At 37.0% G+C, this 14,481-nt stretch carries 12 protein-coding genes; 1 reads left to right on the forward strand and 11 read right to left on the reverse strand.

Going from position 1 to position 14,481, the window contains the following annotated elements; genetic code table 11:
* The first annotated feature begins 29 nt into the window (after positions 1-29).
* On the forward strand, positions 30-1,076 hold the full coding sequence (locus I5677_RS11755) for an N-acetylmuramoyl-L-alanine amidase family protein (protein ID WP_243456579.1): 1,047 nt from the start codon (positions 30-32) through the stop codon (positions 1,074-1,076).
* 176 nt (positions 1,077-1,252) lie between these two features.
* Here the strand turns inward: I5677_RS11755 and groL are convergent, their stop codons facing one another.
* The 11 genes from groL to I5677_RS11810 all read right to left on the reverse strand — a co-directional run bounded on the left by groL (position 1,253) and on the right by I5677_RS11810 (position 14,473).
* Positions 1,253-2,875 (reverse strand): chaperonin GroEL, encoded by a 1,623-nt coding sequence (groL, locus tag I5677_RS11760; RefSeq protein WP_197661818.1) that lies wholly within the window; start codon positions 2,873-2,875, stop codon positions 1,253-1,255.
* 19 nt (positions 2,876-2,894) lie between these two features.
* Positions 2,895-3,182 (reverse strand): co-chaperone GroES, encoded by a 288-nt coding sequence (locus I5677_RS11765; RefSeq protein WP_197661819.1) that lies wholly within the window; start codon positions 3,180-3,182, stop codon positions 2,895-2,897.
* Between the two features lie 481 nt (positions 3,183-3,663).
* Positions 3,664-4,380: a DUF6062 family protein gene (locus tag I5677_RS11770; protein ID WP_197661820.1), complete on the reverse strand. Its 717-nt coding sequence runs from the start codon at positions 4,378-4,380 to the stop codon at positions 3,664-3,666.
* A 122-nt stretch (positions 4,381-4,502) separates the two neighbouring features.
* Positions 4,503-5,342 (reverse strand): DUF2225 domain-containing protein, encoded by an 840-nt coding sequence (locus tag I5677_RS11775; protein ID WP_197661821.1) that lies wholly within the window; start codon positions 5,340-5,342, stop codon positions 4,503-4,505.
* 38 nt (positions 5,343-5,380) lie between these two features.
* Positions 5,381-7,087, reverse strand: a complete 1,707-nt coding sequence (locus I5677_RS11780; RefSeq protein ID WP_243456580.1) for a glutamine--tRNA ligase/YqeY domain fusion protein — start codon at positions 7,085-7,087, stop codon at positions 5,381-5,383.
* A 314-nt stretch (positions 7,088-7,401) separates the two neighbouring features.
* Positions 7,402-8,286: a cell wall hydrolase gene (locus I5677_RS11785; protein ID WP_197661822.1), complete on the reverse strand. Its 885-nt coding sequence runs from the start codon at positions 8,284-8,286 to the stop codon at positions 7,402-7,404.
* Between the two features lie 411 nt (positions 8,287-8,697).
* Positions 8,698-9,807, reverse strand: coding sequence for a DUF3810 domain-containing protein (locus I5677_RS11790; protein WP_197661823.1), 1,110 nt, complete (start codon positions 9,805-9,807; stop codon positions 8,698-8,700).
* A 230-nt stretch (positions 9,808-10,037) separates the two neighbouring features.
* A complete protein-coding gene (locus I5677_RS11795; protein ID WP_197661824.1) occupies positions 10,038-10,844 on the reverse strand; it encodes a MetQ/NlpA family ABC transporter substrate-binding protein in 807 nt (268 codons plus the stop codon).
* A gap of 307 nt (positions 10,845-11,151) precedes the next feature.
* Entirely contained in the window at positions 11,152-11,814 is a 663-nt protein-coding gene (locus tag I5677_RS11800) for a methionine ABC transporter permease (protein ID WP_197661825.1), read from the reverse strand.
* Positions 11,804-12,805, reverse strand: a complete 1,002-nt coding sequence (locus I5677_RS11805; protein ID WP_243456587.1) for a methionine ABC transporter ATP-binding protein — start codon at positions 12,803-12,805, stop codon at positions 11,804-11,806. Before I5677_RS11805 ends, I5677_RS11800 begins: the two co-directional genes overlap by 11 nt.
* Positions 12,806-13,546: 741 nt before the next feature.
* The gene (locus I5677_RS11810; protein ID WP_197661827.1) at positions 13,547-14,473 is read right to left on the reverse strand and encodes a hypothetical protein; all 927 of its coding nucleotides are present in this window, start codon (positions 14,471-14,473) and stop codon (positions 13,547-13,549) included.
* Between the last annotated feature and the right edge of the window lie 8 nt (positions 14,474-14,481).

Here is a 14,481-nt window from a genome sequence, read left to right on the forward strand (position 1 = left end):
AAAACTCTTACAAGATAGGATGGTCTTTTATGAAATACAAAAAGAAAAGGAATGTCTTAAAAAATAAAAAACTCAGATTACCGGTTATACCAGCTGTTATGTTGATCCTGGCTGTTTTCTTATTGTTATCCTTAAAACCAAAAGATAGTATTGCCGGCAATTCCCACAGTATAAATGCAATCCGCTGGAGGAATGTGAATGAAACTACCTTCTCTAAGGAATTTCCATCTAATCCTGGAATAGCAAATGATAACAAAGCACAAACCTCTTTTCCGGAAAAGAACACAATTTTAGAGGACGAATTATTATCTACTCCACCGAATCCATCTCATAACGACCCTCTACCTAAAGATGTTCTTATGGATAAAGATATAAAAGATGATATCCATATGATGCAACCCAATGAAGATATACAACCTCAAATTCCATTACATAACGAAACAAAATTAATCGCTATTGATGCCGGTCATCAAAAGCAGGGAAATTATGATAAGGAGCCAATTGGTCCAGGAGCAGAGATTATGAAAGCAAAAGTAAGTTCCGGTACCAAAGGGATCGTTACCGGAATAGCTGAATACGAGCTTAATCTCACCGTTTCCAAGAAGTTAAATCAAGAGTTAATAAACCGCGGTTATGAGGTTTATATGATTCGGAAAAGCCACGATGTCAATCTGAGCAATAGAGAGAGGGCTATCCTTGCTAAAGAAAGTAATGCAGATATCTTCCTTCGTATCCATGCCAACGGCTCTGAAAACAAGAAAGCAAACGGTGCATGTACCATATATCCTTCAAAGAATAATTCCTATGTATCCTATCTAAGTGATGAAAGCAAAATTTTATCTGAAGCAGTCATTCAGGGTATCTGTGAATCTACGGGAGCGAAAAATAATGGAGCTGTTACCAGAGATGATATGAGCGGTATTAACTGGTCCTCTATTCCGGTCACAATTATTGAGATGGGTTATATGACTAATCCGAAGGAGGACAGGCTCCTTCAGACAGAAAGCTATCAGGATAAAATAGTGGAAGGTATCTGTAATGGTATTGATCAATATTATGAAGCTTTGGCGGAATAAATTATAGAAAAGCTTTCTTCAAATTCGGAGTCGCCCTCCTTGCCATTGGCCACTACCGGGCGCACAAGATAATAAACTCCTGTTTGTTCGAATTATCTGAACAAACAGGAGTTTTAATAACTGTATCAGTGGCTTTCCACCGTTACGGCGTATTATGTGAATAATGATTTACTTTATTACATCATTCCCATTCCGCCACCACCTGCCGGTAGAGCCGGTTCATTGGATTTAATGTTAGCAACAACAGATTCTGTTGTTAATAAAGTAGAAGCAACACTGGTTGCGTTTTGAAGTGCACTTCTGGTTACTTTCGTAGGATCAAGAATACCTGCTTCAACCATATCTACATATTTTTCAGTAAGTGCGTCAAATCCTATTCCCGGATTGCTTTCTTTTACCTTACTGATAACCACAGAACCTTCTAAACCTGCATTGGATACGATGCAGAACAGAGGAGATTCCAAAGCCTTTAAGATAATATTCGCACCGGTCTTCTCATCTCCTTCCAAAGTTGCTGCTAACTGTGCAACCTCCTTGGAAGCGTGGATAAACGCAGAACCACCGCCGGCAACGATGCCTTCTTCTACTGCTGCCTTGGTTGCTGCAAGAGCATCTTCCATACGGAGCTTATTCTCTTTCATCTCAGTCTCGGTAGCAGCACCTACTCTGATAACAGCTACACCACCAGCCAGTTTTGCCAGTCTTTCTTGTAATTTTTCTCTATCGAACTCAGATGTAGTCTCTTCAATCTGTGCTTTTATCTGATTGATTCTTGCATTAATCTCTGCTTTATCACCTTCGCCATCAACGATAATTGTATTTTCTTTCTGTACTTTAACGGATTTTGCACGGCCTAACTGATCCATAGTAGTTTCTTTTAAGTCAAGTCCCAACTCATCAGAAATTACGGTACCGCCGGTTAAGATAGCAATATCCTGTAACATTGCTTTTCTTCTGTCACCATAGCCTGGTGCTTTAACAGCAACTACGGTAAATGTTCCTCTTAATTTATTGATAACTAAAGTTGTTAATGCTTCGCCTTCTACATCTTCAGCGATAATTAATAATTTTGAACCGGATTGAACAATTTGCTCTAATACCGGTAAGATCTCTTGGATATTGGAGATTTTCTTATCTGTAATAAGAATATAAGGATTCTCTAGTACCGCTTCCATCTTATCCATATCTGTGCACATATAAGCGGATACATATCCACGATCAAACTGCATACCTTCTACAAGATCCAGTTCTGTCATCATGGTCTTGGATTCTTCAATGGTAATTACACCATCGTTAGAAACCTTCTCCATAGCATCGGCAACTAACTGCCCTACGGTATCATCACCTGCGGAGATAGCCGCAACTCTGGCAATCTGCTCTTTTCCTTTTAAGGTTGAGCTCATCTTTCCAATTGCCTCCACCGCTACTTCAGTAGCTTTCTTCATACCCTTTCTTAAAATAATAGGGTTTGCTCCTGCTGCTAAGTTCTTAATACCTTCACTAATCATAGCCTGCGCTAAAACAGTAGCTGTAGTTGTACCATCACCGGCAACATCATTGGTTTTGGTAGCAACTTCTTTCACCAACTGTGCTCCCATATTCTCAAAAGGATCTTCTAATTCTATCTCTTTCGCAATGGTAACACCATCATTGGTAATAAGCGGAGTGCCAAAAGACTTATCTAAAACCACATTCCTTCCCTTAGGTCCAAGGGTAACCTTAACGGTATTCGCTAATTTATTAACACCTGTCTCCAGTGCTGCACGGGCATCTGCACCGTATTTAATTTCCTTTGCCATATCTATCTTTCCTCCTTAATTATTCTTCAACAACCGCTACAATATCATTTTGTTTTACGATAATAAACTCTTCATCCTCAAGTTTCACTTCTGTACCGGCATATTTGGAATAAATCACCTTATCTCCAACTTTAACCTGCATTACTACCTCTTTACCATCTACTACTCCACCGGGGCCAACAGCAATAACTTCTGCCTGCTGTGGCTTCTCTTTCGCCTGACCGGGTAAAACAATGCCTGATTTCGTTGTTTCTTCGGCAACTAGTTGTTTTAAAACTACCTTATCTCCTAATGGTTTTAGCTTCATTACAATTCCTCCTTCAAATCGTTTTAGATTCTCTTCTTTGATTATTAGCACTCGTCTTAATTGAGTGCTAACTGATAGATAATATATTAGTAAAATTGCCTTTAATATGCAACTTCCCTTCTATTCAAAAACCACAACAAATTCAGTAATTGCTCTTGTTATCTCATAAATACTTACTTTTTCTCAATTTTTCTTTTTTTATCAAGGTATTTTAATCAGATATTTCCCTGTCTCACTCATATAACAAGCAAAAGAAAAAGTTATTACCATTCTGGCAATAACTTTTCTTCCTTTCCATATACTACATTAGTATATTCCAGTTCAGGTACTTTATACCACAATTTCAAATATTTATATGATTTCATAATAATTCAAAAGCACCTTCTGTGCTTTTCGGATATAATATATAATTTACACGCGAACTTTGTTAGCCTAATAATAAAACAGGAGATGCACGAAGCACCTTCAGCCTCATACATCTTTAGATTATATGATTCATTTTTGTCAGTGTTCGGGGCAGGGCATCCTTTGAATTTTTCCAAGGCTCATTGGCGTATCGATAATCAAACTTATCTATAAACCAATCCAAATCATCCCTAACTCTTTTCAGATTTTCAAGGAATAATGTATTTAATTCCGTAATAAATCTGTTTAGCTCCTCACCGCTTAAATACTGTGGCGCAGCCATAGAAAGCGTATTATAATGTTCGGTGCAGAAACCTTTGGAAGCATTGAATTTTTGCCGGAATACATCTTCATTATGATACAGATGAAATATCGTAGCAATATATCTTTCAAAGGTTCCATCAATTTTGCTGCAGATATAACAGGAGTTCTCTATATGCTCCAGATAAGAAACAACTTCAGATGCTTCCCCCTTCTTTTTAAATAAAGAGGGTACACTAATTTTGGATTGATTGCCTGTCTTCTTCTCCACATCCTTAATCACTTTATCCATATGACTTTTTAGTATTAATGCAAGTCCCAGACGATTCTGATGCTTATATAATAGCTCCACATGAGTTTTACAAAAACCCATTTGTGAAGTAACTCCACGCACATCATCCTCCATATAACTGGGTCCCATTGTAAAATCGATTGCTTTTGTCTCAAGAGATTTTCTCATGACACAGACCGGACACTCACAGTCTGTATCAAATGCCTCATTCACAGGTATGGTGTGTAATTTTTCTTTCAAAATAATTTCCTACCTTTTCTCTTAATAACACAAGCCAACGCAGTATTTTCATATGTAAGCCTGTATTTTAATACTTGGTTTCTATATAAAAGTTATTCTAAACTTACTTAACTATATTATATTTATTTATTATCCTTAATTAATTCTTTGATCTCTCTTGCCTTAGCTTTGATCCGTTCATGGGAATCTCTTGAAGTAAGGACCTTGGAAATCCACCTGCCTGCCGCATCTGTTTTACCGCATCTTCTTGCTAATTCAGCAACAAGAAGAGTAATTGTACTTTCATCCATTCCGCACATAGGAAAAGATTCTTTACTGAATGCTTCCTCAAATCCATCATAAGCATTCGTTATAAACTCCATCTCTTCCTTCTCCAAACTGTTGACTAAATTCTTATAGTCCGGTAAATCCTTAGATAAAGTTTCATTTTTCCCTCTGATTAACCAGGCAGTTTTCAAACAGGTATAAGCCCGTTCAGATGTCTTCGCTTTTTTTACTATGGAGTTAACCAAAGCCAGCTTATGCCTTGCAATTGCCTCATCATAGCTAAGGACATCACCGGATTCTTTTAATCCTCGAAACGCAACTGATATATTTTTCTTAATAAGGGCCGCTTGCACATTGGTTACATATTTGAAAAATCTGTTTAATGCCGCAAACCCACAATGCGGACATACAATCGCATCATATTTAAGCGGATCCATAAACTGGTATTTCGGCCTTAAGTCCGAATCTAGGGTAAGTAATTTTACTTTACCTGACTTAACTGCTTTTGACTTGAACTCTTTATCACAAACAGGACATGTATATGATTTATCAAAGATACTATCCTCTTCAGAGAAAGTGGGTTTTTCTTCAGCAGCTTTTTTTGCTGCATCTTCTTTCTCCTTTTCATCATATACATCTATTTTGGATAAATTACCAAGCCCAAACGCTTCTAACCCTGAAAACAAATTAGACATTGACCTAACCCCCATTTCTTCTTAAAATTCTTCGTATACTATTTCTCCGGTTTATAAGAACTCTTCATTGATACAATTCTGTTATAAACAGGATGTTCCTTGGTGGTATCTTTACAATCCAGACAGAAGTAACCCTGCCTTAAAAATTGATAACTGGCCGGCGGTTCGGCTCCAGAAACACTGGGTTCAATATAACATTCCTTTAATACAGAAAGAGAATTTGGATTTAAGTTCAAGCTTCCATCCTCGTTATAGACTCCTTTTTCTTCATCCACGATATTCTCATATAAGCGAACCTCGCACTTCCTAGCTGTCTGTACTGCAACCCAATGAATCGTTCCCTTAACTTTTCTGGCATTAAAACCGGATCCACTTCTTGTCTCGGGATCATAGGTACAATGTACCTCCAACACCTTACCGTTTTCGTCCGTCACATAATCATGGCAGGTTACAAAGTACGCATTCATCAGACGTACTTCATTTCCCGGGAACAGTCTAAAGTATTTTTTAGGCGGCTCAATCATAAAATCATCTCTCTCTATATAGAGATACTTTCCAAAGGGAACTTTTCTTTCCCCCATTGCTTCATTTTCCTGATTGTTAGGCGCCTCCAGATATTCGATCTGATCCTCGGGATAATTGGTTATTACCAGTTTAATCGGATCGAGTACTGCCATTACCCTAGGTACTTTAAGCTTGAGATCCTCTCTGATACAATATTCAAGCATAGCATAATCTACAGAACTATGACTCTTCGAAACACCGCATAGTTCCATAAACATTTGTATGGATTCAGGTGTAAAGCCTCTTCTTCTCAGAGCACTGATAGAAACCAGTCTGGGATCATCCCAACCGTCTACGATACCATCCTCCACTAATTTTTTTATATATCTTTTTCCGGTAATTACATTCGTAAGGTACATCTTGGCAAACTCAATCTGCTTCGGCGGATTCTCATACTCCAGTTCTCTAACTACCCAATCATATAGCGGTCTGTGATCTTCAAATTCCAAGGTACAGATGGAATGTGTTACACCCTCAATGGCATCCTCAATCGGATGTGCGAAATCATACATAGGATAAATGCACCACTTATCTCCTGTGTTATGATGAGGGATTTTAGCAACGCGATAAATCACCGGATCACGCATATTAATATTAGGTGAAGCCATATCGATTTTTGCTCGAAGAACCTTGGAGCCATCGGGATATTTACTATTCTTCATTTCCTCAAAAAGCTTAAGGTTTTCTTCAATGCTTCGATCCCTGTATGGACTGTTCTTTCCCGGCTCTGTTAACGTACCACGGTATTCCCTGATTTCCTGCGCCGTAAGATCACATACATATGCTTTACCTTTCTTTATTAGTTTCACTGCTGCCTCATACATATGATCAAAATAATCCGATGCAAAGAACAAGCGGTCTTCAAAATTACCACCAACCCACTTCACATCTTCGATGATGGAATCTACAAATTCCGTCTTTTCCTTAGTCGGATTTGTATCATCAAATCTTAAATTAAATTTTCCGCCGTATTTTTTGGCCAATCCATAGTTTAAAAGTATGGATTTAGCATGTCCAATATGAAGATATCCGTTTGGCTCCGGCGGAAATCTGGTAACAATTTTATCTACTTTACCTTCTTCCAGGTCCTTATCTATAATAAGCTCAATAAAATTTTTTGAAACCACTTCTTTTTCTGTCGGTTCCATTTCATTATTTTCAAATCTATCTTTATTCTCCATGTTATTCCTCCCGGTAAAATTCAACAATAATAATATAGCCTTACATTAATTTTTATTCGTTATTTTCAAAAAGCTATTCATTTTATGATATTCAATAACGAGATTGTGGTTGTTTTTAAATACGTTAGGGTTATCGTTTCCCATTATCTGATTACATATGTTATATAATACCACAAAATTTTTTAAGATAAAAGTGCGAATTTAAAATACAATCATAGACAATGAAATAAAATTAAAAGGTTGTTCATAGATATATACACTAATCTGTATATATCTATGAACAACCCTAAATAAATCAATTTTATAATATGTATTTACATTGCGCGGTAAAATATGTGGTCACCGATAATCTTATAATCATCATATTTCTTTTTTATACTGGAAGCATATCTGTTATTGGCACGGAAGCATAGGTAACTACCTATATTATTCTCACCTTCAAGAGCAGCTTTTGCCGCCTTAATTGCCTTTTTCATAGCTTTTTTCTCCGCTTCCGGATTCGCACCGGTGAACTTACCGGTATCATATCCCTTTAATGCTTTATCAAGCATACTTAAGCCGGTTTTTTTACTCTTAATCGTAACGGAAAACTGTACTGCCCACTTTTTATCATAAATAACTTCTTCTACAGTATCAACATGCCAGTACACATCGCTCTTTGCGCGATTTAGTACAACATTTGCTACAGCCAACATACCATTGTAGGATTGATTTCCTGCTTCCGCATAAATTAAGCTGGCTAATAATCTTAGATCCTTTTCAGAATAGGAAGGCTTAACTGCTTCCTCTGTCTCTTCTTCTGTTACTTCATCTTCAATCGACTCTTTAATAACAATGTCTTCCGGTTCTTCCTCTATATAATAAACCTGACCTTGTTCATCTACAAAATATTGTTTTTCCTCTAATTCTTCTGCATCTAAATCAGTTTCTTCATAAACTTCTGTATCTGCACCTTCTGTATATGTCCCATCTAAATCCGTGTCCGCTGCCAAAGAATCTTCAACCGGTGTCATTGTGCCTATATCCTGCGACGCAACACTGTTTTGATCTTGTAACGCTTGTGCACCGTCATATGTAGTAGTTTCCTGTATCTGTTCAGTTTCTCCCGGTTCAGATGCATAGGCTACCACATCACTAAGGCAGAATGTCATAATAAGAGCGGTTAAAAATGTTACAAGTGTTTTTTTATTTAGTTTCATACCTTCTCCTTAAATAATTATTACATATTTGGGATTTGTATAATATTTTGTTAATAATTACTTAATAATTATATCACACTTACGTAAAAAATCAACCATTAATTCTTTATCTATTACATGGAATTCCGGCTCCTTGGTAAATTAAATGAATGAAGCGGTACAATCCTAAGTAACTAATATTGTAAATCCATAAAAAATAGGATTGTCCATCCATTATAAACAAATAATAGGACCGGATACAGGATTCCCACACATACTCGTTGGAGTACACATCCCTTACTTTGTATCCCTTATTCGAACATAAATGTTCGTATTAGGTGATACAAAGTAAGGAACATGTTCTCCAAATAGTGTATTAAGGGAAACCCTGTATCCGGTCCTATTATTTATAATGGTGAGCAATCCTATTTTTTATTCTGCATGATCCTTCCTATACTTAGCCAACAGAAGATCCAGCATACGTCCATAGCTTTTCACTCCATCTGCTTGTGCATTGGCTTTTAGGTAAGTATCATTAACTTTATTGGCAACCGTACTAACCACAGTATCTTCATATTCCACCCAATATTCCACGTTTGCCCGAATATCCTTTAATACCTCTTTGGAGCATTGATTCATAACTTTAAAATATAGATCGGGGCTTTGTTTGTACAGAGCATTCCTTGCAATTGTAAGTGCCAACATGGTACTACTATATTTTATCTCTACGCTGTCAGATTCCATCCCTGCCAGATAAGCGATATAATTGGCTTCATCCTCTCTCATAAATCCTCTTAGATGAGCCATCTCATGTAACATGGTTGCTGGAATGGTATAATCCGGAATATCTACATTCACATTAGCCTCCATAGTAAACGGTATGAAGATACCGGTAATCTCTGTATAAGACATAACAGATGACAGCATGATGGGCTTTGCTTTTCCATATCTTCCTCCTAGCACACTATATTCTTTGGATAGCTGCCTCATGGCCTGCTCTGCCTTTTTTGCCAGTTGATAATTACTTTCTGATAGTTGAAAGACGCCCTCTTCATCGGTTACCGGGACTTTCGCCCGTAATTCGTTAGCCTGAATAGCTAGACTTTCCGTTAGAGCATATAGTTCGTCAACACTGGATTCCCGTACCTCAAGTTTCGCATAATGACTGAACGAATATCGATGATAATTAATACCTGCAAATATGGTAAAGAGAAATAATAAGACACTTACAGAGCATAGAATATTCAAAATTCCTTTTAATAATATTGTCTTTCGTTCATTTTTCTTTTTTATAAACCTATATAAGAAACGTATGAATAATAGGAATACCGCAAACGGCAGAAGCAGCACAAGTATCTCCGCTAATGAAAACGGTAATATACCGGTAATCAGTGATATGATTTGTGAAATCCATTTATAGATATATCTTGCAAAAACCTGTTCCGCAAAGAAACTGCTATTTCTTGCAACCACAGTCAAAATTAAGGAAACAGGAAGTAAGATGAGCAAATAAATCCTTTTAAGTTTTAGTACCTTCTTCATACTATTATCCCCCTATTAGTGAAAAAAGCATCTATAGTTCCCCTATTCCATAATAACATAAAAAGCCTTAATCTGCAATAATTTGGGGCTTTTTCTGACGAGTAAATGATTCCCAAATGATGTTTTTTGGTGTAACAAAAAGTCATTCCTGACGAAGCTGTATCAATGTCCGGTAAAGTATCCGACTTTTTACTGACTTTCGAAAGGAATGACTTTTCATTTTAAGTAAATTAGAATTTAGGAACAACTGCTCCTTCATAAGTATCATTAATAAAATCTCTTACCTTATCACTTTTTAACGCTTCTATCAAAGCTTTAATATCATCTCTGTCTTCATCTCCGCTTTTTACAGCAATAATATTACCATAGGTTTCGGCAGCGACAGAATCCTTCTCTTCAAATGCAATTGAATCGGTGGCTACATTAAGTCCTGCCTGTATCGCCACGTTACCGTTAATTACTGCCAGATCCACATCCTCCAGAGAACGGGCCAGCTGTGCAGCCTCAATCTCAACAATTTCTAAATTCTTAGGATTTTCAACGATATCATTGATAGTGGCATCCAGTCCTGCTCCATCTGCTATGGTGATTAAGCCCTGTGCTTCTAATAGTAGTAAAGCTCTGGCTTCATTGGTTGCATCGTTAGGTACAGTAATCTGAGCACCGTCAGGTAAAGCATCAATGGATGCTGTCTTACCGGGATAAATTCCAATCGGTTCATAATGAATGATAGCTACTGATTTTAAATCCAGCCCTCTTTCCTCACTGAATTGATCAAGATAAGGTTGGTGTTGGAAGTAATTCGCATCTAAGTCACCGGCATCCAAAGCCAGATTTGGTTGAACATAATCTGAGTATTCTACAATCTCCAGTTCATAACCTTTCTCACTTAAAATTTCTTTGGCTATCCCTAATATCTCTGCATGGGGGGTGACACTGGCACCAACTACTAATTTCTTATCTTCTTTTGCAGCACAGCCGCTTAGTAACACCGTAAATACAGTAAGTAATACTACAATTGATACTATTCTTTTCATTATAAAATCCTCCTTCTTTTTCGCGATTCATTTGCTCTTTCAGACTACAGCCGTTTTGATATACCGCTTTATCCTATCCTTATCGGGAAAGCCTAACATCTTAATGTTAATTGAATCTTTTTACTTATTTATCTATCTGATTTTTTATCGATATTTAATTTAACTTTTTCATTTAATCTCTACTTGTTTTAAACATTTATTATGATTTTACTATGATTTTATTTGTGCTTCCCATCTTACATTAATCGTATTTAAATATTTATTCATCCTTTACTTTTGCTCCAAACTTATTAATTCATTGTTATCTCTATTTTAATCTTCTGTCCGATCGTTTCATCCATCTAGCGCCCAGCTCTTGAAACACCTGAACTATAAGAACCAAAATAGCTACTGTTACCAGCATGATATCTGTCTTATATCGATAATAACCGTAATTAATCGCTATGGTACCAAGTCCCCCTCCTCCGACAAAACCTGCCATAGCGGAATAACTTAAGATCGTTATAACGGCAATAGCACTTCCCATAATCAAAGAGGGCTTCGCCTCAGGAATTAATACCTTCAGGATAATCTGTTTTGGAGAAGCTCCCATGGACTGTGCGGCTTCTATCACCCCCTGGTCTACCTCTTTTAGTGAGGATTCCACCAATCTTGCAATGTAAGGTGCGGAGGCAATGATTAAGGGAACTACAACTGCGTTTGGTCCGATGGTGGTTCCTACAATTGCCCTAGTAACCGGCATTACCGCTATCAACAAGATGATAAAGGGAACAGAGCGTATTAGATTTACTATGATACCTAACAGTTTATTTAAGGAGACGAATGAGGCTATACCGTCCTTATCCGTGATCACCAGCATAATACCAAGGGGTAATCCAATTGCATAAGCTATCAGTGAAGAAAAAATTGTCATATATAAGGTCTCTAAAATTCCTTCCCCTATCATCTTTAGAACTGTCTCATTCCACATGGCTTTCCACCTCCTCGTTTTTTATCTTGTTTGTCTGTAGATAAGCATATATCTTCTTTCTGCTTACTTCATCATCCGGAAGCTGAATAATCATCTGTCCGAAGGCCTTACCGTCAATATCCTTTGTATCGGCAAAGAGTATGTTCACCGGTGCTTTGCATTCCAATACCATATTTGCAATTACCGGTTCAAAGGAGGTCCTTCCGTCAAAGATAATGCGGAGTTTATGTCTTCCGGTAAAGGATTCAATATGACCTGCACCGGAGAAAACCAGTTGCCTGGCGATTTTTGATTTCGGTTTTGCAAAGACTTCTTCCACTTCTCCTACCTCTGCTATCCTACTTTGATCAATAATAGCAACTCTGTTACAAATCTCCTCTATTACACTCATTTCATGGGTTATGACAATTACGGTAATATTCGTTCTCTGATTGATTTCCTTCAGTAAACTTAAGATAGACCGGGTTGTTGTCGGGTCAAGCGCACTGGTAGCTTCATCACACAATAACACTTTGGGATTAGTAGCCAAGGCTCTGGCTATGGCTATTCTCTGCTTTTGTCCACCGGACAGCTGTGCAGGATATGCATTGGCCTTCTCTGACAGACCTACAATATCCAACAGTTCCAATGCCCTCTGCTTTGCTTCCTTTTTCGATATTCCGGCAATTTCAAGCGGAAAACAGATGTTTTGTAAAGCGGTCCTCTGCATTAATAGGTTAAACTGTTGAAATATCATTCCCATGGACTGCCTTACCTTTAAGAGTTCTTTCTGTTTTAGTGTAACGATATCAGTTCCGTCGAATATTACAGATCCGGCAGAAGGCATCTCTAATAAATTAATGCAACGCACCAAAGTACTTTTTCCAGCTCCGCTAAGGCCTATAATTCCAAATATTTCACCTTCATATATGGAAAGATTAATATCTTCGAGAGCTTTTACCTGGTTTTGCTTATTATGAAATGTCTTTCCAAGCCCAATCAGCTCAACCATTGTTTTCCTTGTTTCCAATCTTGTCACCTCCAATGCGTTCATTTATGGGATAATCTGCTACGCTTTTTAATAAACCATACTCTTTCCCTTAATCTAATGAGATTAAGATTTTTATGCTTTATTCATTCTTTCTAAGTAAGTAAACAATTTCTAAAGTCTTCATTGCACTTTGACATAAAAACCTGCAGTATTTTTATGTCTGGTTTTATTTATATCAAATAATAGGATTAAAGGTAAACACAAAAAAACTAATTGTCTTATGCGTGAGTGAGCATCCCAAAGCGCATTTAATTCGCTATGCAGAGCGTTTTCAATGAATAAGCTGATTCCTATACAATAAAAAAAACAGGATAGCCATGACAGCCTCCTGTTTATATTTTCATATTATTCATAGAAGAAAGTAGATACACTATTACTTTCTTGGCAGCATGAAAACATCACATTCACCTATCATTGCGTAAATATGTCTCTTGGGCATGTAGCACATACCGCACATATATTGACACATGACATTCATTGATGTTCTCATTACTTACCTCCTATTTCCTATCATTTTGATATAAATGTAGGGCTTAGTATATTATATAATATATTTCTTGTCAATACCTTTTTTTAATTTCCTTTATATATTATTTTTGATATTCTTAATAAATAATAATGTGTTTGTTATCTTTTTTTACTTTCTTTTACCTTATTACTTTACACAACTAATCGTTTCTTAAGATAACTTAATCGTAAGAACTACAATCGATTAAAGTTTTTTAGGTATAGCATATTCTCGATTGCCAGATGACCTTGCCACCAATTCTTAGCGATTGGCCATTGCTCAGGATACTCTCCCCAGTTCCAGTTAATATCCCACACACCTTCCTTATTTCTGGACTTTTCTATAAATTCACATTCATAGTCGGCTATCTCTTTGATCCCAAGATAGAACATAGACTTTGGTGAATTTAAGAACATCGAAGGCTTACAGATATAATCGGTGACCCAACTATCCTTATTTGTAGTAATTGTTCTTTGTATGTGTTGGTTCAGTAATTCCTTAGTCTGTTCCACCGGATATAAGTTGGTTATGTTTGCCTGTTCACAATATTCTAACAAGATAACATAACAGGCTAATGTATGCATAGAGATTTCTGTCTCATTATTTAGATAAGTAATTGCATCTTTTACAATCCTTTCACACTTTTTAAATAGTGTGGAACCTCTGTCAGCGTAACATAAGGCAAATCCCGCTAAGGCAGCCGTAGGGTTATAGCCGGGATTTTTCATACGATCCTTATCTGCTGTCCACCAAGGAGCATGGGGGTAATCATTATTAGATAAAACTACATTGTACCACATGGAACCGTTAAAATCCGCACCGCTACCTAAATATGTTAATATTCCTTGAATGATCGGATGGTTTTTATCGGTATATTCAATTTCTTGTAACAGCTCTATCGCTGTCATTGTCTGAATCGGTGTCGATAATGGATTCCAAGAGTCTGCTTCCAATCCCCTACCAAAGCCTCCATCCTCATTTTGATATTCCATAAGTATCTGCAAAACCTCGTCTGCATTACCATATTCAAAATGATACTTCCATCTAGCAATATCCAAAAGTCTGGCATTTCGATAAATCCAATTCCTTACCTCACGATACATATTATTATTCTTGTTCACATTTCTAC

Origin of the sequence: Mobilitalea sibirica (assembly GCF_015999265.1) — a bacterium.
Lineage (GTDB): Bacteria > Bacillota > Clostridia > Lachnospirales > Lachnospiraceae > Mobilitalea > Mobilitalea sibirica.

Coding starts and splice junctions, on each gene's coding strand:
- I5677_RS11790 (WP_197661823.1), bottom strand. CDS start 9,807: ATGAAGAAGGTACTAAAACTTAAAAGGATTTATTTGCTCATCTTACTT.
- I5677_RS11755 (WP_243456579.1), top strand. CDS start 30: ATGAAATACAAAAAGAAAAGGAATGTCTTAAAAAATAAAAAACTCAGA.
- I5677_RS11765 (WP_197661819.1), bottom strand. CDS start 3,182: ATGAAGCTAAAACCATTAGGAGATAAGGTAGTTTTAAAACAACTAGTT.
- I5677_RS11805 (WP_243456587.1), bottom strand. CDS start 12,805: ATGGTTGAGCTGATTGGGCTTGGAAAGACATTTCATAATAAGCAAAAC.
- I5677_RS11800 (WP_197661825.1), bottom strand. CDS start 11,814: ATGTGGAATGAGACAGTTCTAAAGATGATAGGGGAAGGAATTTTAGAG.
- I5677_RS11785 (WP_197661822.1), bottom strand. CDS start 8,286: ATGAAACTAAATAAAAAAACACTTGTAACATTTTTAACCGCTCTTATT.
- groL (WP_197661818.1), bottom strand. CDS start 2,875: ATGGCAAAGGAAATTAAATACGGTGCAGATGCCCGTGCAGCACTGGAG.
- I5677_RS11775 (WP_197661821.1), bottom strand. CDS start 5,342: ATGTCTAATTTGTTTTCAGGGTTAGAAGCGTTTGGGCTTGGTAATTTA.
- I5677_RS11780 (WP_243456580.1), bottom strand. CDS start 7,087: ATGGAGAATAAAGATAGATTTGAAAATAATGAAATGGAACCGACAGAA.
- I5677_RS11795 (WP_197661824.1), bottom strand. CDS start 10,844: ATGAAAAGAATAGTATCAATTGTAGTATTACTTACTGTATTTACGGTG.